Origin of the sequence: Shewanella algidipiscicola, assembly GCF_900380485.1 — a bacterium.
GTDB lineage: Bacteria > Pseudomonadota > Gammaproteobacteria > Enterobacterales > Shewanellaceae > Shewanella > Shewanella algidipiscicola.
The window spans coordinates 39,943-62,027 of record NZ_OXJV01000020.1 but is presented as its reverse complement, the minus strand read 5'-3'; the positions used below and the strand labels follow the sequence as shown (position 1 = coordinate 62,027).

The following is a 22,085-nucleotide window of genomic DNA, read 5'->3' as shown; positions in this document are numbered from 1 at the left end:
AGGAGATAGCCATTATGGCAGTCATGAAATTTCTATGTGACACCAAACGCTGCATCGAGTGTAACGGTTGCGTCACAGCATGTAAGAACGAAAACGATTCCGCACTCGAGTGGGGAATTCAACGTCGCCGCGTCGTGACGATTAACGATGGTCAGCCTGGCGAAGCATCGATCTCAGTGGCATGTATGCACTGTACCGACGCCCCTTGTATGGCAGTTTGCCCTGCTGATTGTTTCTATCGCACCGAAGACGGCATTGTATTGCATAACAAAGATACCTGTATCGGTTGTGGTTACTGTTTCTATGCCTGTCCTTTCGGCGCGCCACAGTTCCCTAAGCAGGGCGCTTTTGGTAGCCGCGGCAAGATGGATAAGTGTACTTTCTGTGCCGGTGGCCCAGAAGAGACCTTCTCTGAAGCCGAGCGTCAGAAGTACGGTGCTAACCGTATTGCTGAAGGTAAGTTGCCTATGTGTGCGGAGCTTTGTTCGACTAAAGCACTGCTCGCAGGTGATGCTGAAATGGTATCGAACATTTACCGTGAGCGCATGGCTGCGCGAGGTAATCCTAATGTGATTTGGGGTTACAACCCTCAAACAGCTGAGTTCAACTAAGCAGAGCAAGGGTTAGCGCATCAGCGCTATCCCTTAAGAAAGGAGTGACAATGTTAAACAAACTGTTAAACAAATCACTGCGTAGTCTGTTTGCTCTGTTAGTGCTCATCACGGGATTGGGTGTGGGGGCGACGATGCTCTCTATGCCTGCTCACGCGACTGATCAGCAATCGAGTCAGCAACAGGCTAATGCAAAAACCAGTGATGCGGACCTATGGCGAGCGGTAAAATCTGGTGATTCGGGTTATACCACAGCTAAAGGCGTAGAAACTGGAGTGCTGATTAACGTTGCCGGTAATGATGGTAAAGAGGTAAGAAATAAATACCTTACGCCGATTATGGCCATCGCGGTTGTCGGTGTTTTTGGTGCATTTTTACTGTTTTACTTGGTAAATGGTGCATCTAAATTAAGCCATGGCTTTTCCGGCAAAATGGTATTGCGCTGGACAAAAGCCGACTTGTGGCTGCACTGGGCGATGGCGATACCTTGCCTTACACTGATCTTTACTGGTTTAAATATCATGCTGGGTAAGTATGCCTTGCAACCTTATGTCGGCGCCGATGTGTGGGCTGCATTAATCTACGGTAGCAAGACTATCCATGATTATGCGGGGCCTGTATTCATCATCGCTTGGGCGCTATGCGTCGTGAAATGGATGCCAATGCAGACATTTAAGATGTATGACCTTAAATGGTTCTTAGTGGTTGGTGGCTACATCAACTTTGGTCCATTTAAAGGTAAGCACCCTGACAGTGGTTTTGCTAACGCTGGTGAGAAAATGTGGTTTTGGACACTGACCTTCTTTGGTTTATTTATCAGTGTATCCGGTATCATGTTGGTTTTACCTGGCTTAGATCTGCCACGTGAAGCGTCAATGGCGGCTCTGCTTATTCATGGCATCAGTGCCATTATCTTGATCGCTTTCACCATAATACATATATGGATGGCGACGGTATTGAGCGAAGGCGGTATGGAGTCGATGAAGTCAGGTTACTGTGATGAGAACTGGGCGATTCAGCACCATAATCTTTGGTTTGATGAGATCAAAGAAAACGGCACTTTGCAGTATAAAGAGTAAGTTTATTACGTAAACTTAACTTAAAGAAAACACCTCGTAGGGTAACCTGCGGGGTGTTTTTTTATGGTTTGAGTTTAGGTCAAATATTCTCATCACTGTAATATCAATTCACTCTTGCCATGAATGAATGGCATAGCCTTTCGCTAAATATTCCTATTAAAAAATTTCTCTTCACCGTCTGAAAATTTTAAATCATCGCTTAATTATGGGTCGTATCATTGCGGCTTAATTTAGCGATCGTTAGTGCAAACTAATGAATATTAATACCTGATACTTGTATTAGGGATGATGTATTGAGGCAGTGAGTTCTCTTTGTTTTTTGTATAAAAAATAAACTTGTTAATGTGTCATTCATGCGAACGATAAGTACCCGATATCTGCAGCTTTAAGCAATTAGCTAATATGTTGAATAACATTGTGTTTACATGTGTGTATGGGTGAATCATTGCTTGGTGGTGAACATCTAATACGAATATTTAAATATATATGATTGGCTTAACACTTTAGCTATTTACTCTATTTTTGCACGATTCTTACCCCGTTTAGATCAATATTTTCAGTATCAAATCCACCTATATTGCAGGGGCAATTAATCGGATGTTTTAAATAAATATACAAGATTTACCAAATAAGCACCTAGGCGCAACATTTGTTTAACGTGTGTTTTATCGCTTGATTGGAATGAAGCATCCCAACTATTTGAATCGTCCTAATACTAGGAGCAAAAATGAAAAAGCAACAGCCCGATCTTAATCGAAGATCACTGCTGAAAGCACTCTCCATTGGTGGTACGGCCGGGGTGGCCATTGCCGCAAGCGGTGTCAGTGTTGCCCATGCAGCGGAAACTAAGCCCAGTGTAAAACACACCGATAGCTACCATGAAACTGCGCATATCCGCAGCTACTACAACAGCTTGCGTAGCTAATTAGGAGAATTTAAGCGATGAAGTTAACTCGCAAATCAAATGAGGCGCCTACCGTTGCTAAGCCAACTCTAGGGATCAGTCGTCGTCAATTTATGAAGCACGCAGGTATCACTACCGGTGGTATCGCAGCAGCATCTCTTCTTGGTACCGGCATGATGCGTCGCGCCGAAGCCAAAGATATTCCGCATGATGCACCGATCGAAATCAAGCGTACAGTATGTAGTGCCTGTGCGGTAGGTTGTGGTCTTTATGCTGAAGTACAAAATGGCGTTTGGACAGGGCAAGAACCTGCATTCGACCATCCATTTAACGCCGGGGGGCACTGTGCTAAAGGTGCTGCATTGCGTGAACATGGTCACGGTGAGAAGCGTCTTAAGTACCCAATGAAGTTGGTTGATGGTAAGTGGAAAAAATTATCTTGGGATCAGGCCTTTAATGAGCTTGGTGACAAGATGTTGGATATCCGTAAAGAGTCGGGACCTGACTCACTTTACTTTATGGGTAGTGCTAAATTTTCTAACGAAGGCTGCTACATGTACCGTAAATTCGCGGCGATGTGGGGCACCAACAACGTCGACCATTCGGCGCGTATTTGTCACTCTACCACGGTAGCGGGTGTTGCTAACACTTGGGGCTACGGTGCGCAAACTAACTCGTTTAACGATATTCAGAACGCTAACGCGATCTTTTTTATTGGTGCTAACCCCGCTGAAGCACATCCAGTGGCTATGCAGCATATCCTTATCGCTAAAGAGAAAAACAATGCAAAATTAATCGTTGTCGATCCACGCTTCTCTCGTACGGCTGCGCATTCTGACTTACATTGTGCGCTTCGCCCCGGTACCGATATCCCATTTATCTACGGTATGCTTTGGCATATCTTCGAAAACGGTTGGGAAGATAAAACCTTTATCGAGCAGCGTGTATTCGAAATGGATACCATCCGTGAAGAGGTGAAGAAATTTCCACCGAAAGAAGTGACTCACATCACGGGTGTCAGTGAAGAAGATGTTTACCAAGCGGCTAAATTAATGGCCGAAAACCGTCCTGGCACTGTCATCTGGTGTATGGGGGGAACTCAACACCACGTCGGTAACGCCAATACCCGTGCTTACTGTATCCTGCAGCTGGCCTTAGGCAACATGGGTGTGTCTGGTGGTGGTACTAACATTTTCCGTGGTCACGATAACGTACAGGGTGCGACTGACTTAGGTCTGTTATTCGATACGCTACCGGGTTACTACGGTCTTAAGACTGGTTCTTGGAAGCACTGGTCAAATGTATGGGAACTGGATTACGATTGGGTTAAAGGTCGTTTCGACCAAAATGAATATCTTGGTCGTATCCCAATGAATACACCTGGTATTCCTTGTTCTCGTTGGCACGATGGCGTATTAGAAACGCCTGAGAAGTTGGCGCAGAAAGATCGCGTTCGTATGGCGTTCTTCTGGGGACAATCGGTTAACACCGAGACACGTCAAAGCGAAGTACGTGATGCACTCGATAAGATGGATACTGTGGTTGTCGTCGATCCATTCCCAACGATGGCGGGTGTTATGCACCGTCGTAAGAATGGTGTTTATCTGTTACCTGCTGCCACTCAGTTTGAAACTGAAGGTTCAGTGTCTAACTCGGGTCGTAGCCAGCAATGGCGTGAAAAGGTCATCGAGCCATTATTCGAGTCTAAGACCGACCTTGAGATCATGTATCGTCTATCGCAAAAGCTTGGTTTCGACAAAGAGTACACCAAGCGCATCGCTAAAGATGCTAACGACATGCTAGTGATTGAAGACGTTACACGCGAAATTAACCGCGGTATGTGGACCATTGGTATGTCTGGCCAAAGCCCAGAGCGTTTAAAGTTACATACTCAAAACTGGGGAACCTTCAGCAACAAGACGCTTGAAGCAGAAGGTGGTCCAGCGAAAGGTGAAACTTATGGTCTACCTTGGCCATGTTGGGGTACGCCAGAGCAGAAACACCCTGGTACTCAAATCCTATATAACACACACAAACATGTGCTTGAGGGCGGCGGTAACTTCCGTGCGCGCTACGGTGTTGAATACAAAGGTAAGAACCTATTGGCCGAAGGCAGCTTCTCTAAAGGTGCTGAGATCCAAGACGGTTATCCAGAGTTCAGCGCAGATATGCTCAAGCAACTTGGCTGGTGGGACGACCTTACTGCAGAAGAGAAAACCTCTGCCGAGGGGAAAAATTGGAAGACCGACCTTTCTGGCGGTATCCAGCGTGTGGCAATGAAACACGGTTGTATTCCATTTGGTAATGCTAAAGCGCGTTGTATTGTATGGACCTTCCCTGATCAAGTACCGGTTCATCGTGAGCCACTGTATACGCCACGTCGTGATCTTGTGTCTAAATACCCAACTTATGACGATATGCAAGTGCACCGTCTACCTACGCTGTACAAGTCAATCCAAGAGAAAGACAGTTCAGCCAAGTACCCACTAGGGTTGACCTCGGGTCGTCTAGTTGAGTACGAAGGTGGTGGTGAAGAGTCACGCTCTAACCCATGGCTCGCAGAGCTTCAACAAGAGATGTTTGTTGAAATTAACCCAAGCGATGCTGCCGATCGCGGTATTCGTAACGGTGACACAGTATGGCTAGAGGGGGCTGAAGGCGGCCGCATTAAGATTCAGGCCATGGTAACCCCACGGGTTAAACTTGGTGTGACTTGGATGCCTTACCACTTTGCGGGTGTGATGCATGGCGAAAGCCTCGAGAACAACTATCCAGAAGGTACAGTGCCTTATGTGATTGGTGAGTCAGCGAACACGGCATTAACTTACGGTTATGACCCTGTGACGCAGATGCAAGAGACGAAAGCTTCGCTTTGTCAGATCACTAAAGCCTAAGTACCGGGAGAATTGCCAATATGGCTACAATGAAATTTTTATGTGATACCAAGCGCTGCATCGAATGTAACGGCTGTGTCACTGCATGTAAAAACGAAAACGACTCTGCTCTCGAGTGGGGTATCCAGCGTCGCCGCGTCGTCACCATCAATGATGGTGTCAGAGGTGAAGCGTCTATCTCTGTGGCATGTATGCATTGTACCGATGCACCTTGCCAAGCAGTTTGTCCTACAAACTGTTTCTACAAGACTGAAGATGGCCTAACGCTACACAACAAAGATACCTGTATCGGTTGTGGTTATTGCCTATACGCTTGCCCATTTGGCGCACCTCAGTTCCCTAAACAGGGGGCATTTGGTAGCCGCGGTAAAATGGACAAATGTACTTTCTGTGCCGGTGGTCCTGAAGAGAACCATTCTGATGCAGAACGTCAGAAGTACGGTGCAAACCGTATTGCCGAAGGCAAATTGCCTATGTGTGCAGAGTTGTGTGCGACTAAGTCGTTACTTGCTGGTGATGCTGAGGTTATCTCAAACATCTTCCGCGAGCGTGTTGCATATCGTGGTTCCAAAAATGCAATTTGGGGTTAACCCTCTGCTTGCATAATGCCACTATTATTCCGCACCGTGCTGTCGAGCCGGTGCGGACGATAAGGATGTAATATGAACAACTGGTTCAAACAAATTAGCCTAGTGTTAGCCCTTGTCGTGGGGACAATGTTTAGTGCATTGTCGTTTGCCCAAGACGCTGCGGTGGCTAACCCTCAGGCAACAGAAGGGCAGATCTGGGCGCAGTTACAAGCGGGCGCTACCGGTGAAACCACTTCACATGGTCAATTCCATAATCAACCTATTAATACCTATGATTTGCGCGTCCTCGAGCTACGTAGTGACTGGTTAGCACCAGCACTAATGGCCGCGCTGTTTGGCATGATCATCATCTTTGTACTGTTTATTAAGGTGAATGGTATCTCCAAGTTACACGGCGGCTTCTCTGGTAAGTTAGTGTACCGCTGGTCTAAGTTCGATGTATCGATTCACTGGCTGGGCGCCATTCCTTGCTTGCTGTTAATCCTCACCGGATTAACCCTGTTGGCTGGACGTTTCTTCTTCCAACCTTATTTGGGGGAAGGCTTCTGGGCGGCATTGATCTACGGCGCTAAGCAAGTGCATGACGTCATGGCGATTCCGTTCATGATAGGTTGGGCCTTGATGACCGTATTATGGGCCAAGAATCAGCTACCTAAAATGTACGACTTAAAGTGGATGTTGGTCGTGGGTGGCTACATCAACTTCGGTCCATTCAAAGGCAAGCACCCAGATGCGGGCTTTGCTAACGCCGGTGAGAAGTTATGGTTCTGGGCATTTGCAATATTTGGTCTCGTGATCTCGGCATCAGGTATGTTGTTGTTATTCCCGAACTTGTTCGAGCCTAGCCGTACCCTAAGCCTGATAGCTTTGATATTGCACTCAGTTAGCGCCATCATTATCACCGCGTTCTCTATCGTACATATCTTTATGGCGACCGTGATGTCTGAAGGTGGTATGGAGTGTATGGTGTCGGGTTACTGTGATGAAAACTGGGCGACTCAGCACCACAACCTTTGGTTCGATGAGATCAAAGCCGACGGTACGCTTAAGTATAAAAAATAGGCTGTAGTCTTAGGTGATAGTGCTGAGGCGCTAGCCGCTATAATCGATTTGATAAAACACCTCGTTGGGTTACTAACGAGGTGTTTTTTTATGCCTGTTTGAACTGTGCCTACCCCACATGGCGTGACGGATATAAAGGTACTCGACGGTCTGCACCAAACAAGAGCAAGGCTGAGCTTAAATAGCCTCGGCGCCGCCAGAGTGAATACCTCAGATATTATTAACTGAAAAACTCTCTCAATTAATTGATTGGCTAGCGGACAGTGAAGTCATCGGTTTTGATCTAAGCTCAACATAGGGTGAGTTGAGAAGAGAGATACGATGAAATATAAAACGGTGCGAGACAGTATGGGGGAGGTTAAGGTGCCATTTGATGCTTTATATGGCGCGCAAACGGCGCGAGCCTTGGTTAACTTCCCCATCAGTGGCGACCCTATGCCCGAGGCCTTTATACGCGCCTTATTACTGGCCAAGCGCGCGGCAGCAGAGGCCAATGGCCAGCTAGCATTACTCGATAGCGTGACGGTAAATGCCATTGTCAGTGCGGTACAACAACTGCTGGACGATCCCCAATTGATGCAACATTTTCCCGTTGATAGGTTTCAAACCGGGTCGGGTACCAGTAGCAATATGAACGCTAACGAGGTTATTGCCAGTTTGGCCAGTCAGCGCCTAGGTCGTGAGGTGAGTGCCAACGACGAGATCAATTTAGGCCAAAGCAGTAACGATATTATCCCTAGCAGTATTCATATCAGTGCCATGTTGGCGCTTGAGCAGCAACTATTGCCCGCGCTGAGCCATCTGCAACAGATTATCAGCCAAAAAGCACTGACCTTAACCGAGCAAGTTAAAACTGGCCGTACTCATTTGATGGACGCTATGCCGGTGCGTTTTAATCAAGTGCTTGATGGTTGGGCCAGTCAAATTGAGCAATGCCAGCAGATGCTCATCGCGCTGCAGCCGTCATTATTGGCGCTTGCCCAAGGCGGCACTGCGGTCGGCACTGGGGTCAATACCCACCGCGATTTTGCGAGTAGCTTCTGCGATAAACTCGGTGCGATCACCGGCGTTGGATTTCGCCCAGCCGATAATCTCTTTAGTCGCATGGGCAGCCACGACACAGCGGTGGCGCTATCGGGGCAACTGAAGACCTGCGCGGTGGCAATGATGAAGATAGCTAACGATCTGCGTTGGATGAACTCTGGGCCGCTGGCCGGTCTTGGTGAGATTGCTTTATTAGCCTTGCAGCCTGGGTCGTCCATCATGCCGGGAAAAGTCAATCCGGTGATCCCCGAGGCGGCTTGTATGGTGGCCGCACAGGTGATTGGTAATGATGCGGCCATCACCGTTGGTGGCCAGTCGGGTAATTTTGAACTCAATGTGATGCAACCACTAATAGCGGTTAACCTTTTACATAGCATAGAGTTGCTTAGCAACACGAGCCATTTGCTGGCCGATAAGGCGATTGTCAGCTTTAGCGTGAATCAGGCCAATATAGCGGGGCCACTAGGGCGTAACCCCATTCTGGTAACAGCGTTAACACCTGTGATTGGCTACCTTAAAGCGGCCGAGATAGCTAAACAAGCCTATGAGCAGCAACGCGAAATCCTTGAGGTGGCCGTAGAGCAGACCGACCTAAGCCGTGATGAACTTAGACGCTTACTTAACCCTAAGCGGCTGACTAATGGTGGTTTAGGTGAATAAAAATAGGCCTTATTTCTGGAGTTAAATCTTGTTTTTGAAGCGTTTATACAATGAGATGTGCTGGTCAGATGTCTGCAGGCCTTATGTTTGCTGGAATATTGTCGATATTTAATACGGTAAGGGTGGTGCAGTACAATGTATCAACTCATAACTAAATCTAATGGATAAGGCTTTGTTATCGATAGTGAAACAGCGGCTATGCTTACTTCATGGGTAGTGAAATGTGCAGCAATGAGAGGGCATTTCCCCTTGGCTTAGTTTGCTAAGTGATGGTTTTCTTGTTGGTTATCGCCTTGATTGCCCACCTATTACGTTAGAGGTTTATGTTTATTATGATCCAGCACATCAAAACCAGTATTCTTACCGCACTACCCACTGCAATAACCAGCCTATTACTTATTGTTATTGGACTATTTTCTTACAGCACCTTTCTTGATCTAGAAGATGGAAATCGGCGTTTAGTGAATAATACTCAACTTGCAGAAGGTTTCACCAATGTGCGTGAAGCCTTTTTTCTATTGCGTCTTGCCACCGCGACTCATAATGCCGCAGAGGTTATTAATAGCCAAAATAAAACGCGCCAGTTAATTGCTGAGTTAAACAAATATGATATGGCTTTTTTAGGCCAAGTGAACAAGCAGAAGGAACAACTCCTGCCAGCGGTTGAGCGCTACGTTCGCTTATATAATGAAGAGCTAGCACTGGCTGAGCGTACTGGCACCGAGCCGGTTTTTACCCGTGAGCGTCGTGCGTTAGGTCCTGAAATTAGTGATATTATTCGCAGTTTGGTATCGGCTATTACCGCGCGTAATCATGACTTAGGTAAGCTGGCCAATGATGAAATTAAACAGGCTGAAATCACCATTATTAGCCTCATTTTACTGACCATTGCCATATCGTTAATCACGGCCTTAGTGATGAGTAATAAGCTAGTTGCCATTATTAATCAGATTAAATCTGTGGTCGAGCGGTTAGCCCAAGGTGACTTAACCCATAAAACCAATATCAAGGGGAATAATGAACTGTGTTCATTAGCTGGAGATCTGGACAGTGTGATTGATAATTTGTGCCATATGATTACCGATATTTCTCAAGCATCAGATCATATGTCACAGCAAATTGGTCAACTTAACGAGCAGTCGACCAGTAATAGTCAGGCACTACAAACTCATGCGATTGAAACCGATCAGGTCGTCACGGCAATGACGGAGATGAGCGCCACCGCACAAAATGTGGCAGGCGATGCGGCCTCGGCGGCGCAATTTACTCAACAAGCTAATGCTCAGGCGGATAAATCGAAACAAGCCGTAGAGCAAGCTACCAGCAGAGTTGTGGCCTTGGTTGGTGAAGTTGATAAGGCGGCAACGACTATTGGCGAAATGAATGAAAATACTCGTCAAATTGCCTCACTGCTTAATGTGATTGGAGAAATTGCCGAGCAGACAAATTTGCTGGCATTAAATGCCGCCATTGAGGCGGCGCGGGCTGGCGAACAGGGGCGCGGTTTTGCTGTGGTCGCTGATGAAGTGCGGGCTCTTGCGGCGCGTACTCAAGCGAGTACTTCTGAGATCAATACCATGTTAGAGCGCCTGCGTAGTGGGGCGGAGCAGGCGGTGGCGGCGATGGATCAAACTAAGCGCAGCTGCCAAGATGCGGCCGATAATACCGGACTGGTAACCGACAATCTCGATGGGCTTGTGGCTCATGTATTTGATATCAATGGTCTTAGTAATCAGATTGCCACAGCGGCCGAGGAGCAAAGTGCAGTATCGGAAGAGATTAACCGTAACTTAAGTACCATTCGTGAAATGGTCGATGAGCTTAATCACAGTGCCAATGCCACTTTAGCCAGCGCCACATCGCTGGCGGCGACCAAAGAGCAGTTAAGTGCAGTGGTCGCCAACTTTAAGTTGTAATCGGTTAGCTGGAGTCACTTAGATTGATAGACAAATAAAAACCGCCATTAAGGCGGTTTTTATTATCTAACCCGTTACCACGCTTTAATGGTGCAGGGTAGCTTTAATCGCTTACCAGGCCATCTGCATAATTTCGCGACTGATATCTAAATCAAGATCGCCTGATTCAGACAGTGCTGTCATACCATGTGCTTTGAGTGCCTCGATAACTAACTCGATTTGATCTTGGCTAACATCATGATCGCGCAGGCGGGTTTTTAATCCCACCTGCTGGAAGAACGCCTCGGTTTTCGCTATGGCCTGTTCGATACGGCTATCGTCATCACCCTCAGTGATATCCCAAACGCGCTCGGCATATTGCAGCAGTTTCGCGTGCTTTTGGGTTTTACGGATACGCCATACTGACGGTAGGATCACGGCCAATGTTTGGGCGTGATCGATATTAAACAGTGCCGTTAATTCATGACCAATCATGTGTGTGGTCCAGTCAAACGGTACCCCGACTCCAATCATGCCGTTAAGGGCAGAGGTGGCGCTCCACATCAGGTTGGCACGTGCTTGATAGTTCTCAGGCTCAGCAACTGTGATAGGGCCTATTTCAATCAGGGTGCGCATAATGCCTTCGGCCATGCGATCTTGCACGCGGGCATCTACCGGGTAGGTGGCATATTGTTCAATCACGTGTACAAAGGCGTCAACCACGCCATTAGCGACCTGAATTTTTGGCAAGCTAAAGGTGAGTGTGGGGTCCAGCATTGAGAAGGTCGGGTAGATGCTCGGATGGTTAACTGGAAACTTACCACCTTGATAGCTGACAACGCCAAAAGCATTCATCTCTGAGCCTGTGGCTGGCAAGGTGGCGATGGTTGCCAGTGGTAACACATCTTTAGCATCGACAGGAACAGGGCTAAAGCCGTGGAACAGTAAGCTGCTGCTATCACCTTCAAACTTAGTCGCCAGAGCAATAAATTTAGTGCCATCCATTACCGAACCGCCACCAACAGCGAGCAGGAAATCGATCGATTCTTTACGCGCCAATTCAGCCGCCTTGACTAACGTTTCAAATTTGGGGTTGGCTTCAATACCACCAAATTCAAACACGGTGCGCGACCCGAGTGCCGCCATTACCTTGTCTAGGGTGCCGAAACGTTTCACGCTGCCGCCGCCATAAGTGACTAATACACGGGCGTCAGCTGGGATTAATTTATCCAGTTCGGCGATTCTGTCTTTACCAAAAACAATGTGGGTCGGATTGCGATAATCAAAATTGAGCATGGTTAAATACCTTTTCATCAAGCTGTAACGTCTAGGGGTAATGTTAGGCTTCTTGGTGTAAACATAAATACCCATTGCTAGTCAATTTATGCCTATTCCTATCTAATTTAGTGGGTATTGATCTTAATTGGGTGGATTTAATGCTTTTTCCTATCTTGATGATAAAATCATCGCCAATAACAATAGAGGCGAATGATGACAAATATTGCAAGTTTGATGATGGCATTAGCACCGCAGGAGGGCTTTAACGACACCGCGATCGCTGGGATTAAGGTGTTTCGAAGTTCCGCCTATGGTTCGCGCGGCCCTATGTGCTATTCCCAAGGTATCTTAATTGTAGGCCAAGGTAAGAAGCGGGTGTATTTGGACAATCAGGTCTTCGATTATGATCCGCACAACTCCTTGGTGATGACTGTGCCTATGCCGCTAGAGTGTGAAACTTTTGCGTCGGTTGCTGAGCCGGTATTAGTGTTAATTGTAGATATTGATTTGCCACAATTGACCCAACTGGTTCGTCTGATGGACGAGTATCATCAGGTGCCAAGCGATCTCAATGAGACTCGCCAACCCGGCTACTTTGTTGCCGCTAACAGCGATGATATGACCTGTTGTATCGAGCGGCTATTACAGGCGATGCAGTCTCCCTTAGAGGCGCAAGTATTAGGGCGTCCTATAGTGCAAGAACTACTTTATCGGTTGCTGGCGCTAGATAATGCCGCGCCTTTGTATGCCTTGGCGCTGAGCCATACCCGTTTGTCGCGTATCGATAAGGCGCTGAGTTTTTTGCATCGTCATTATAGTGATAGCGTTGAGGTAGAGCAGTTAGCCAGCTTGGTGAATATGAGTCCTTCGGCGTTTCATCGCTGTTTTAAAGAGGTGACAGCCTCATCGCCTATCCAGTATTTAAAAAAAATTCGCCTCAATAAGGCGCGTGAATTATTGCAGTTACAACAGCTTAAGGTGAAAGAGGTCGCGCAGGCGGTAGGGTATGAAAGTCCGGCGCAGTTTAGCCGCGAATTCAAGCGTTATTTTAATCAAAGTCCAGGAGCGAGTGGCAAGGCGGTGTTGTAAGGCTTCATTTTCGTCACCGCTTTAACCATGGCTTGTCGTGTGATAGATCATTTGTTGCTAAAGTATGACATGCTTAACAATTATGCAGTTAATCTCGTGCTAGGTGTTGTAACTTATAGCCAGTTCACGTTTTATATATAGCGAAACTGATACTTTTGTGTTCCGCAAAAAACGGGTATCTCTTTTTAAGTCTCTATTTATTCATTGGCTTTGCAATCCAAGGTCTGTTTCAGTTAGGAATGTTTATGTCTTCAATTGTTCAAGCGGTGTCAGGTGATATGAGTAAGCCGTATCAAGCGAATATTACTGTGCCCAACTGGATGCTCAGCTCTATGGAACGAGTGATGCAGTACTATGTTGATAAAAATTTGCGACTCGATACCCAGTCAGCGTCTATGATGCCCGCGCCTATCGAGGGCAAAAAGTACATGTTGTATGCGCATATTCCTTTCTGCCATACCTTGTGTTCTTACTGCACTTTTCACCGATTTTTATTTAAAGAGGATAAGGCGCGCGCCTATTTTGTCTCGTTACGCAAAGAGATGGATATGGTAAAAGCATTGGGTTATGACTTTGAATCTATGTATATCGGTGGTGGCACGACCACGGTATTAGAGGATGAGTTAGCGCGTACGATTGAGCATGCTAAGACGCTGTTTCCTAGTATTAAAGAGGTGTCGTGCGAGTCTGATCCACAGCATTTAGACAGCCCTGGCTTTAAACAGTTAAAAGGCTTAGTCGATCGTATGTCGATTGGGGTGCAGAGCTTTAATGATGATATCTTAGCGATGACAGATCGCTTAGATAAGTTCGGCTCGGGCCAAGAGACCTTTGACAAGATCATGGCAGCCAAAGAGTTGTTCCCTATTATCAATGTCGATTTGATCTTTGGTTTTCGTGGTCAAACCGATGAGGTGATCCAACACGACTTGGATATGGCCTCGCGCCTCGATCCGCGTCAAATTACCACCTATCCTTTGATGATCACCCACCAAACGCGTAAGAGCGTTAAAGGTAAACTAGCGGCTCCTCAGGGAGACATGGCCCGTCAATATCGTCAAATCCTCAATAGCCTCAATGGCCAATACAACCAGTTATCGGCATGGGCATTTGGTAAGGCTAATGATGAAGGTTTTGATGAATACGTTATCGATTATGATGAGTATTTGGGGGTGGGATCGGGTTCGTTCAGTTTCCTCAACGACACCCTCTATGTAAATACCTTCTCGTTACGTAAGTATCAAGAGGATATCGCCGCCGGACGTATGGGCGTTGAGCAGCAGAAGAACTACAGCAAGAAAGATGTGATGCAGTATCGTTTCTTATTGGGCATGTTCTCTGGGCGCTTATCGCGTAAGTATTTCCGTGAGACATTTGGGGTCAATTTGGATTGGGCGCTGTTTAAAGAGATGGCTTCGATGAAGGCCATTGGCGCGATTAAGAATGATCCAACCGATCCTGATAACTTGATCGTCACAGATAACGGCAAGATGATGGGCTTGTTAATGATGAAAGAGTTCTACTCTGGCATGGATAACGTCCGTGCTCAGTTGCGTAAGCCGCTTAAGGCCTGCGACATGTAATGGGTTAATCCTCTTGAAATGATAACTAAAAAAGGTTGAACTAGGTTCAGCCTTTTTTGTCTTTAGGAGCCAGCGTTGCGCGATTTTGAGCAGCAATTTTCACAGTTTATTCAATTACAGCATGCTAGCGATGCGGCGCATGATCTACAGCATGTATTGCGGGTGGTTAAATCGGCTAAGCAATTGTGCCGAGATGAAGCGGCCATCGCCGATGTTGTCGTGCCTGCGGCTTGGTTGCATGATTGTGTGTCGCTGGCGAAAGATCACCCACAGCGTGACCAAGCCTCACGTTTGGCGGCCGACAAAGCTATCGAGTTTTTAGCTCAGATAAGTTATCCGCCAAGGCATTTTAGTGCGATTCACCATGCTATTGTCGCCCACAGCTTTAGTGCCAAAGTGACGCCTCACACTATAGAGGCGCAAATTGTACAAGATGCCGACAGGCTAGATGCGCTTGGTGCGATAGGTATCGTTCGCTGTATTCAGGTTGGCAACAGTTTACAGCGCACCTTATATAGTCTCGATGATCCATTTTGCCAACAGCGTCTCCCAGATGATACGCAATTTACCCTAGATCATTGCTATCAAAAGCTATTGGGTTTAAGTGACACCATGTGTACAGCAGCGGGTCGCCTAGAAGCGCACAAACGTAGCGAGGTTATGCGGGCTTTTTTACAGCAGCTTGCTCGCGAAATAGAGCCTCAGCTGTAGCACGTTCTCTTAGTTTCTCATTATCCAGTACCAAGCTAGATTATGACAAAGTTGAGCTATTTTAGCCCGCTTGGTATAAAGAGAAGTTGCCGCAAGGCGCATGGTTCATAGCTTGTGCCTAGTGCGTGTTCGCAGCGTTAATTTTAGGGGGTGTGATCATTGTATTATCACACCATCGTCCATTTTGCCGGAGTCCCCATGGCCAATATCTTGCTGGTTGCCAACTTAAATTGTGACCGTATCTTAAAGCTCAATAAGCCGCTAAAGATGGGGGGGCGCTTCCACTATCAAGATGGTGGTGAACGTCTCGGTGGTGGCGGTGCGAATACCGGTATTGGCCTAGTCTGGGCGGGTCACAATGTCGCGCTGGTGAGCCAAGTTGGCCGTGATAAAGTGGGTGATTGGCTATTAGCGCAGGTAAGCACCTTAGGGATCGACTGCCGGCTGATGCAGCGTCATGATGGTAATACTCCTGAAATGCTTTTAGTGATGACTCCCGATGGTGAGCGCACCATTATTCGTCCGCAGCGGCCGTTGTTCGAGTTAGCGGCTCCACCTAAGTGGTCTAACTGGGATGCGCTTTATATTAATTCGTCGGCCGAAGGTGCGGTGAGTTGGGCTAAGACCGCATTAAATCACTGCTGGGTGATCGCGCAGCTGGCTAAAGATAATCGCCCTCGGCCCTGTCATGTGTTAATTGCCTCTAAGGCCGACATGCAAGGGCGAAGTGCATTGTCGCCTTGGCAATACGGTTTGACCATAGCGGGTGCCAGCTTACAAGCCTTTGTGGTGACCGATGGTGAGTCGGGGGCAATGGTATATCAAGCCGATAGTGAGCAGCAGGTGGCGGCGCAGCCTGCCGAGGTGGTTGATACTACTGGGGCTGGCGATGCTTATGCTGCTGGATTAATTCATGGCTTAGTGCTGGGTTACCCAGTGTTAGTTGCCATGGAGGAGGCCGCGCGATGGGCGGCATTTGCGGTGTCGACTCACAGTTCTATTCCAGGGCCGCAGCTACAGCAATATTTAGAGGCATCGGTGGGCGATAAACTTTGAGGTTGGCACATGGTTTTAGCTTGTAGGCCGTCCCGTTTGACTTTGAATCAATCCGCCGATATTTATTTAACACTGTCATCTTAGTGTCATCATTGCCGCTTATAGTGGCTTCATGGTCATAGCGTAGCGCTGACCAAAAAGTATGACTTCTATTGAGTAGCGTGTTTCTGTTCTCTTGCCCTTATCCTAGGGCATTTTTTTTGTCTGTTATTTATCCCTATTGACGAACTGTTTTGTGGCAACAGCATGATTTAAAAGTTGTAACATTTTGATCTTGTTACGATGTCAATCAGTTGATGACATAAAAATCTCTATGGGTACTGCTAGCAATCAAGCCATTTTGTGTTAACTTATCTCGAGTTAAAAATGCTATTGATAACATAAAATCCATATATGAATCGCACCATGACCAGCCGAGCTGGGGCTTCACTTCTTTTGGGGTAACGCATGATTGAAAAAATATCAGGCTTGTATGCTGGCGATAAGGCGGGCTTAGTTGCAGCGGTTAACAGTATGATCGATGCAAAGCAGCCATGCCAGCAGTTGCTGGTGGGCACCTTAGCGGTCGAGGGGGATAGTCAGGCGGATCTTAAGCATCATGGCGGATTAGATCGCGTGCTACATCACTTTCCGCGCGAACATTATAGCCAATACCGGCGCTGGGATATGATGACTGGTTTCAAAGATGCACCGGCAATGGGCGAAAATATCAGTACGGTTGGCCTCGACGAAACACAGGTCAATATTGGTGATATCTTTGCCATTGGTGAGGTAAGAGTGCAGGTGACTCAGGGGCGTTCACCTTGTTTTAAACTCAATCATCAATTTGGTCATCCTGAATTTGCCTTAGCGATGCAAACCAGCGGTTTGTGCGGTTGGTTTTACCGCATTTTAACCCCAGGAACCTTGTATTTAAGCGATGGGATCCGCTTGATTGAACGTTGCAGCAATATCAGTGTACGTGAGTCTATGGCGATCTATTTTGCTAATCAATTTGATACGACTGCTTACGAGCGTCTTGCCCATTGTCCGGGATTAGCACAGGCATGGGTGGTCAATTTGCAGCGTCGTTTAGCGAGCCAAAAGATTGAGCCTTGGCAGATGCGTTTGTTTGGCCCAGATGCAACACATTCAGATTTAAGTGATTAATAATTAAGATTTATATCTACAATAAATGATGTATTACCAAGGAGAGAGTCGTGACAGAATATGAGGAATTGTCTAGAGATGATAAAAATATGGCGGTAGCGGTGCACCTTGCCAGCTTCTCAGGTTATCTCATTCCGTTGGGGTCGATATTAGGCCCGCTGATTGTGTGGCTGATGAAGCGCGACGAGATTGCGTTTGTCGACCAATGTGGCCGTAATTGTTTAAATTTTAAGATCAGCATCCTGGTCTATGCGCTGATCTGCATGATATTGATGTTTATCGGTATCGGCTTTTTCTTGTTTGGCATACTGGCGATTTTCGATATTGTGGTTACCATCATTGCGGCGATGAAGGCCAGTGAAGGGATCTGCTATCGCTATCCGATGGCTATCTCCTTTTTTAAGTCGTAGGTGTTTTATCAGCAGTTATACTTGTTGTTGACCTGCATCTAGATCGTATAAAAAAGCCCGCTGAATGCGGGCTTTTTAGTTTTTTAACCCAAGGTTTTACACCTTAAAACCCGCGACTAAAGCGTCTAAACGTAAGGCCAGCTGATTAAGCGATTGGCTGGCTTGTGCCACGGCATTGGACGTTTCGGTTGTGCGCTGGGTGATCTCGCTGATCTCGGTGACATTGCGATTAATGTCCTCTACCACGGTCGATTGCTCTTCAGTTGCTGCAGCCACTTGGATATTCATGTCGCTGATGGCACCAATCTGTTGGCTTATCTCGACTAATGAATGGCGCGCCTTATCAACGGCCTGTACCCCTTGCTCGCTGCGACTTTTGCTTTGCTGCATCGCAGCGACAGCTCGGGCTGCTTCGGCTTGCAAGTTATCAATCATTTTTTGTACTTCATCGGTCGATACTGCGGTGCGAGAGGCGAGATTACGTACCTCTTCAGCAACCACGGCAAAGCCGCGGCCCGCTTCACCGGCCCGCGCCGCTTCGATAGCCGCGTTTAATGCCAATAAATTGGTTTGGTCAGACACGGCGCGGATCACATCTAAAATGCTGCCGATAGACGTAGTATGAGTGGCAAGTGATTCGATAACATCGCCCACTTGTTCAACATCTTGCGACAAGGCGTTGATGGTATCGCGTGCATGGCCGACAACATCTTGGCCCGATTTAGACTCTCGATCGGCCTCTTTTGCGCTGTCTGCCGCTTGTGCCGCATTGCCAGCAATTTCATGTACTGTAGCGCCCATTTCATTAATGGCGGCAACCACCATCATGGTTTGATCTTTCTGCAGCAGGCTGTCATCTAAAGTTTGCTGGGCTTGTTCGGCCACCTCTTTCGCCGCGTGGCTCAGCTGTACGCTGGTGTCGGTAACTTCGATAATAGAGCGTTGAATTTTTTCGATAAAGCTATTAAAACCTTGCGCTAGTTGGGCCAGTTCATCATTGCCATCGACGGGCAGACGTTGGCGTAAATCGCCTTCGCCTTGGCCAATATCTTGGAGCATGTTAGCGACTTTGGCGATAGGTTGGCTGACAGAGGCTGCGACAACTACGGCCAAACCAATGAAGGCGGCGGCGATCAGTACGGTCCAGATTAAAATTTGGTAGGCGGACTCTTCTAATAAGGCAAACACTTCACTTTCGGGCACTTGAGCTATGACATACCAATCCATCGAGGCTAAATAACTGCTGGCAACGAGTACTGACTCACCGTCAATTTCGGTTCTGATCAGCTTAAATTCACTTTTTGACAATAAGGATTGAGTATCACTTTGCGGATAGAGCGAGGCGATATTAGCACTGCCAATATGGCTGGTATCTTGGTGCAACTGTACCTGACCTTTAGCATCAACAAGGTAGACAAATCCGCTCTGCTCTATGGTGAATGAGCCGAGTAGGCGCACCATATCGTCAAGGGATTTCCCCAGCCCCACTAAACCTCTGTCGTTGGGTTGCTGGTAGTTGATAAACAGTTTTACCTCGCCATTGGCCTCGGTAAACACATTGAGCATGCGCTCTTGACGACTGTCTCTATAGTCGAAGAACCAGCCATCTTGTTCTGGGCTTAGGACACGTAAAAAACCGTCTTGGGTATAATAGGCTCCGGTTTCGCGGTCAGCATAAGAGGTCTGAGCCAGGTGGTACTGCTGCTGCATACTCTTGAGCTGCTCGATGACAATTGCTTCGCTTTCAGCAGGACGTCCGGCGACCAGCCACTGTTTCAACATTTTGCTACTGGCGAGTTGTTCGGCGGCCTCCATTAAGATGGCGATATCCATTTCGATTTTATTGCGGATCGCAAACAGGGTATTAGGCAGTTCAGAGGTCAGCATGCGCTGCTCGACCACATCTTTGGCACTGCGTTGACTGAGCACACCGACGAGGGCGGTCGATAACAACACAGCCAAGGCGACAGTCAGTAAGATTTTTTGTTTAATGGTTAGCATATTAAGCTTCATAGCAGTCACTCACATCTACAATTGTTAAATAGCGGTTAGCCAATTTGGTGAGACAATCTAAGACAGAACATGAGCCATTAAGCATGTTCAAGTTCAGATAGCCTGTGGGGTAGGATGGTGTCAAATATGCGCTTTAAATAACGCTTGTCGGTATAGTGAGCAATTATGGTTGTATATGAGCACAAGCGCAAGCAAAAAAAACACGCCCATATGGGCGTGTTTCTAGTTAAAACTGAGCTGGTTACATATTAGGGTAGTTGGGGCCTCCGCCGCCTTCTGGCGTAACCCAGGTGATGTTTTGGCTAGGATCTTTAATGTCGCAGGTTTTACAATGGATGCAGTTTTGGGCATTGATCATAAATTTCTTTTCGCCCGCTTCTTCGACGATTTCATACACCCCGGCTGGGCAGTAACGCTGGGCGGGTTCATCAAATTTAACTAGGTTAACCAGCAGCGGAATACTTTCGTCTGTTAAACGCAGGTGACAGAGTTGATCTTCTTCATGATAAGTGTTTGATAAATACACCGAAGAGAGCTTATCGAAGCTGAGCTTACCGTCAGGCTTTGGGTAATCAATTTTATTGTAGGCGCCCACCTCGGCCATTTGAGCGTGATCAGGGTGCTCATCGCGCAGCGTAATAGGAAACTTGCCGCCAAACCAGTTTTGGTCAATATAGTTAAATGCGCCGCCGAGATAAGCGCCAAATTTATGCATTGCAGGGCCAAAATTACGTGAAGTGTAGAGCTCCTCTTGCAGCCAGCTTTGCTCAAATTTTTCTTGGTAACAGTCGAGATCTTTACCACCTTCTACCCCGGCATGTAATGCATGACAGATGGTTTCGGCAGCAATCATGCCGCTCTTCATTGCTGTGTGGGTGCCTTTTATCTTGGCAAAGTTAAGCGTGCCGGCATCACAGCCGATGATCAGCCCGCCTGGAAAGCTCATTTTGGGCAGTGAATTTAGCCCACCCTTGGTGATGGCGCGCGCGCCATAGCTGATACGTTCACCATTTTGCAGATATTGGCTGATCACTGGGTGGGTCTTATAACGCTGAAACTCATCAAAGGGACTGAGATGTGGATTTTGATAGTTAAGGTCGATAATTAAGCCCACCGCCACTTGATTATCTTCTAAGTGATATAGGAAACCGCCACCCGATGCCCCATCATTGAGCGGCCAACCGCCAGTATGGACCACTTTACCTTGCTGGTGCTGCTCGGCAGGAACTTTCCAGATCTCTTTAAACCCGAGGCCATAGTGCTGTGGCGTCTTGCCATTGTCTAGGTGGTATTTTTCTATCAGTTGTTTACCTAAATGACCACGGCAACCTTCACTAAAGACGGTGTATTTGGCATGCAGTTCCATACCCGGTTCATAGCTGTCTTTAGGTTGGCCATCGGCACCAATGCCCATGTCGCCAATGATGATGCCTTTGACGCTGTTGTCGTCATTAAACAGCAGTTCGCTGGCGGGGAAGCCGGGGAAAATCTCAACACCAAGTGCTTCGGCACGTTCTGCCAACCAGCGGGCAAGGTTGCCGACGCTGATGATGTAGTTACCCTCATTGTGCATCGTCTTGGGGATTAAGGCGTTGGGCATGGCGCGTGAAGCGGACTCAGAACCCAACATAAAGAGTTCATCGTGAGTGACGGCTGTATGAAGGGGGGCGCCAGTTGTTTTCCAATCGCTAAATAACTCACCCAGCACCTTAGGTTCAAATACGGCGCCAGATAAAATATGTGCGCCGACTTCCGAGCCTTTTTCTACCACGCAGACAGATAGTTCTTGGCCACTGTCTTGAGATATCTGCATCAGTCGGCAGGCTGTAGCAAGGCCTGCAGGCCCGGCCCCAACAATCACAACATCAAACTCCATCGATTCGCGTTCCATCACTTCACCTCTTTTGTTGCTTATCCCCCGATTGAAACGGGTGTTTTATTCTTTGCCACACCTTACCTTAAATTTGTTAGATGGCACAGAGTTTAAGCGGTCAAGATAGACTAATTGATAGCGATTCTCTACGTGAGCGCTGTCACAGAATGTTAACGGTGACTTG

At 47.3% G+C, this 22,085-nt stretch carries 17 protein-coding genes; 14 read left to right on the top strand and 3 right to left on the bottom strand.

All coding sequences use genetic code 11. The features are described from left to right. Positions 1-14 precede the first annotated feature (14 nt). From fdh3B (DN599_RS16760) to DN599_RS16725, 8 genes are all read left to right on the top strand, one after another. Positions 15-611 carry a formate dehydrogenase FDH3 subunit beta gene (fdh3B, locus tag DN599_RS16760; RefSeq protein WP_110458743.1) on the top strand — a complete coding sequence of 199 codons (597 nt, stop codon included), beginning with the start codon at positions 15-17 and terminating at the stop codon, positions 609-611. Between the two features lie 50 nt (positions 612-661). Next, a complete protein-coding gene (locus DN599_RS16755) occupies positions 662-1,690 on the top strand; it encodes a formate dehydrogenase subunit gamma (RefSeq protein WP_110458742.1) in 1,029 nt (342 codons plus the stop codon). A gap of 727 nt (positions 1,691-2,417) precedes the next feature. Continuing rightward, the gene (locus DN599_RS16750) at positions 2,418-2,615 is read left to right on the top strand and encodes a twin-arginine translocation signal domain-containing protein (RefSeq protein WP_110458741.1); all 198 of its coding nucleotides are present in this window, start codon (positions 2,418-2,420) and stop codon (positions 2,613-2,615) included. Positions 2,616-2,632: 17 nt separating this feature from the next. Further along, on the top strand, positions 2,633-5,488 hold the full coding sequence (locus DN599_RS16745) for a molybdopterin-dependent oxidoreductase (RefSeq protein ID WP_110458740.1): 2,856 nt from the start codon (positions 2,633-2,635) through the stop codon (positions 5,486-5,488). Positions 5,489-5,508: 20 nt separating this feature from the next. Beyond that, complete coding sequence (gene fdh3B / locus DN599_RS16740; protein ID WP_110458739.1) at positions 5,509-6,078, top strand: formate dehydrogenase FDH3 subunit beta; 570 nt, start codon at positions 5,509-5,511, stop codon at positions 6,076-6,078. 72 nt (positions 6,079-6,150) lie between these two features. Continuing rightward, positions 6,151-7,140: a formate dehydrogenase subunit gamma gene (locus tag DN599_RS16735; protein WP_110458738.1), complete on the top strand. Its 990-nt coding sequence runs from the start codon at positions 6,151-6,153 to the stop codon at positions 7,138-7,140. A 321-nt stretch (positions 7,141-7,461) separates the two neighbouring features. After that, positions 7,462-8,844, top strand: coding sequence for a class II fumarate hydratase (locus DN599_RS16730; protein ID WP_110458737.1), 1,383 nt, complete (start codon positions 7,462-7,464; stop codon positions 8,842-8,844). Positions 8,845-9,176: 332 nt separating this feature from the next. Further along, on the top strand, positions 9,177-10,760 hold the full coding sequence (locus DN599_RS16725; RefSeq protein WP_110458837.1) for a methyl-accepting chemotaxis protein: 1,584 nt from the start codon (positions 9,177-9,179) through the stop codon (positions 10,758-10,760). 111 nt (positions 10,761-10,871) lie between these two features. Here the strand turns inward: DN599_RS16725 and DN599_RS16720 are convergent, their stop codons facing one another. Further along, entirely contained in the window at positions 10,872-12,035 is a 1,164-nt protein-coding gene (locus DN599_RS16720; protein ID WP_110458836.1) for an iron-containing alcohol dehydrogenase, read from the bottom strand. A 192-nt stretch (positions 12,036-12,227) separates the two neighbouring features. Here DN599_RS16720 and DN599_RS16715 point away from each other — a divergent pair, with 192 nt between their 5' ends. From DN599_RS16715 to DN599_RS16690, 6 genes are all read left to right on the top strand, one after another. Next, complete coding sequence (locus DN599_RS16715) at positions 12,228-13,106, top strand: AraC family transcriptional regulator (RefSeq protein ID WP_239473338.1); 879 nt, start codon at positions 12,228-12,230, stop codon at positions 13,104-13,106. A gap of 245 nt (positions 13,107-13,351) precedes the next feature. Beyond that, entirely contained in the window at positions 13,352-14,689 is a 1,338-nt protein-coding gene (locus DN599_RS16710) for a coproporphyrinogen III oxidase family protein (RefSeq protein ID WP_110458735.1), read from the top strand. Positions 14,690-14,764: 75 nt separating this feature from the next. Then, positions 14,765-15,400 (top strand): HD domain-containing protein, encoded by a 636-nt coding sequence (locus DN599_RS16705; RefSeq protein WP_110458734.1) that lies wholly within the window; start codon positions 14,765-14,767, stop codon positions 15,398-15,400. A gap of 198 nt (positions 15,401-15,598) precedes the next feature. Next, complete coding sequence (locus tag DN599_RS16700) at positions 15,599-16,456, top strand: PfkB family carbohydrate kinase (RefSeq protein WP_110458733.1); 858 nt, start codon at positions 15,599-15,601, stop codon at positions 16,454-16,456. Positions 16,457-16,903: 447 nt separating this feature from the next. Continuing rightward, positions 16,904-17,605 (top strand): MOSC domain-containing protein, encoded by a 702-nt coding sequence (locus DN599_RS16695; RefSeq protein WP_110458732.1) that lies wholly within the window; start codon positions 16,904-16,906, stop codon positions 17,603-17,605. A gap of 89 nt (positions 17,606-17,694) precedes the next feature. Beyond that, on the top strand, positions 17,695-18,015 hold the full coding sequence (locus DN599_RS16690) for a DUF4870 domain-containing protein (protein WP_110458835.1): 321 nt from the start codon (positions 17,695-17,697) through the stop codon (positions 18,013-18,015). Between the two features lie 96 nt (positions 18,016-18,111). Here DN599_RS16690 and DN599_RS16685 read toward each other — a convergent pair whose 3' ends face one another. Then, on the bottom strand, positions 18,112-20,028 hold the full coding sequence (locus DN599_RS16685; RefSeq protein ID WP_110458731.1) for a methyl-accepting chemotaxis protein: 1,917 nt from the start codon (positions 20,026-20,028) through the stop codon (positions 18,112-18,114). 241 nt (positions 20,029-20,269) lie between these two features. Further along, positions 20,270-21,919, bottom strand: a complete 1,650-nt coding sequence (locus DN599_RS16680) for an electron transfer flavoprotein-ubiquinone oxidoreductase (protein WP_110458730.1) — start codon at positions 21,917-21,919, stop codon at positions 20,270-20,272. Between the last annotated feature and the right edge of the window lie 166 nt (positions 21,920-22,085).

Bases quoted from the DNA above. Each gene is read 5' to 3' on its own strand.
- fdh3B (WP_110458743.1), top strand. From the start codon at position 15: ATGGCAGTCATGAAATTTCTATGTGACACCAAACGCTGCATCGAGTGT.
- DN599_RS16755 (WP_110458742.1), top strand. From the start codon at position 662: ATGTTAAACAAACTGTTAAACAAATCACTGCGTAGTCTGTTTGCTCTG.
- DN599_RS16750 (WP_110458741.1), top strand. From the start codon at position 2,418: ATGAAAAAGCAACAGCCCGATCTTAATCGAAGATCACTGCTGAAAGCA.
- DN599_RS16745 (WP_110458740.1), top strand. From the start codon at position 2,633: ATGAAGTTAACTCGCAAATCAAATGAGGCGCCTACCGTTGCTAAGCCA.
- fdh3B (WP_110458739.1), top strand. From the start codon at position 5,509: ATGGCTACAATGAAATTTTTATGTGATACCAAGCGCTGCATCGAATGT.
- DN599_RS16735 (WP_110458738.1), top strand. From the start codon at position 6,151: ATGAACAACTGGTTCAAACAAATTAGCCTAGTGTTAGCCCTTGTCGTG.
- DN599_RS16730 (WP_110458737.1), top strand. From the start codon at position 7,462: ATGAAATATAAAACGGTGCGAGACAGTATGGGGGAGGTTAAGGTGCCA.
- DN599_RS16725 (WP_110458837.1), top strand. From the start codon at position 9,177: ATGATCCAGCACATCAAAACCAGTATTCTTACCGCACTACCCACTGCA.
- DN599_RS16720 (WP_110458836.1), bottom strand. From the start codon at position 12,035: ATGCTCAATTTTGATTATCGCAATCCGACCCACATTGTTTTTGGTAAA.
- DN599_RS16715 (WP_239473338.1), top strand. From the start codon at position 12,228: ATGATGACAAATATTGCAAGTTTGATGATGGCATTAGCACCGCAGGAG.
- DN599_RS16710 (WP_110458735.1), top strand. From the start codon at position 13,352: ATGTCTTCAATTGTTCAAGCGGTGTCAGGTGATATGAGTAAGCCGTAT.
- DN599_RS16700 (WP_110458733.1), top strand. From the start codon at position 15,599: ATGGCCAATATCTTGCTGGTTGCCAACTTAAATTGTGACCGTATCTTA.
- DN599_RS16695 (WP_110458732.1), top strand. From the start codon at position 16,904: ATGATTGAAAAAATATCAGGCTTGTATGCTGGCGATAAGGCGGGCTTA.
- DN599_RS16690 (WP_110458835.1), top strand. From the start codon at position 17,695: ATGGCGGTAGCGGTGCACCTTGCCAGCTTCTCAGGTTATCTCATTCCG.
- DN599_RS16685 (WP_110458731.1), bottom strand. From the start codon at position 20,028: ATGAAGCTTAATATGCTAACCATTAAACAAAAAATCTTACTGACTGTC.
- DN599_RS16680 (WP_110458730.1), bottom strand. From the start codon at position 21,919: ATGGAACGCGAATCGATGGAGTTTGATGTTGTGATTGTTGGGGCCGGG.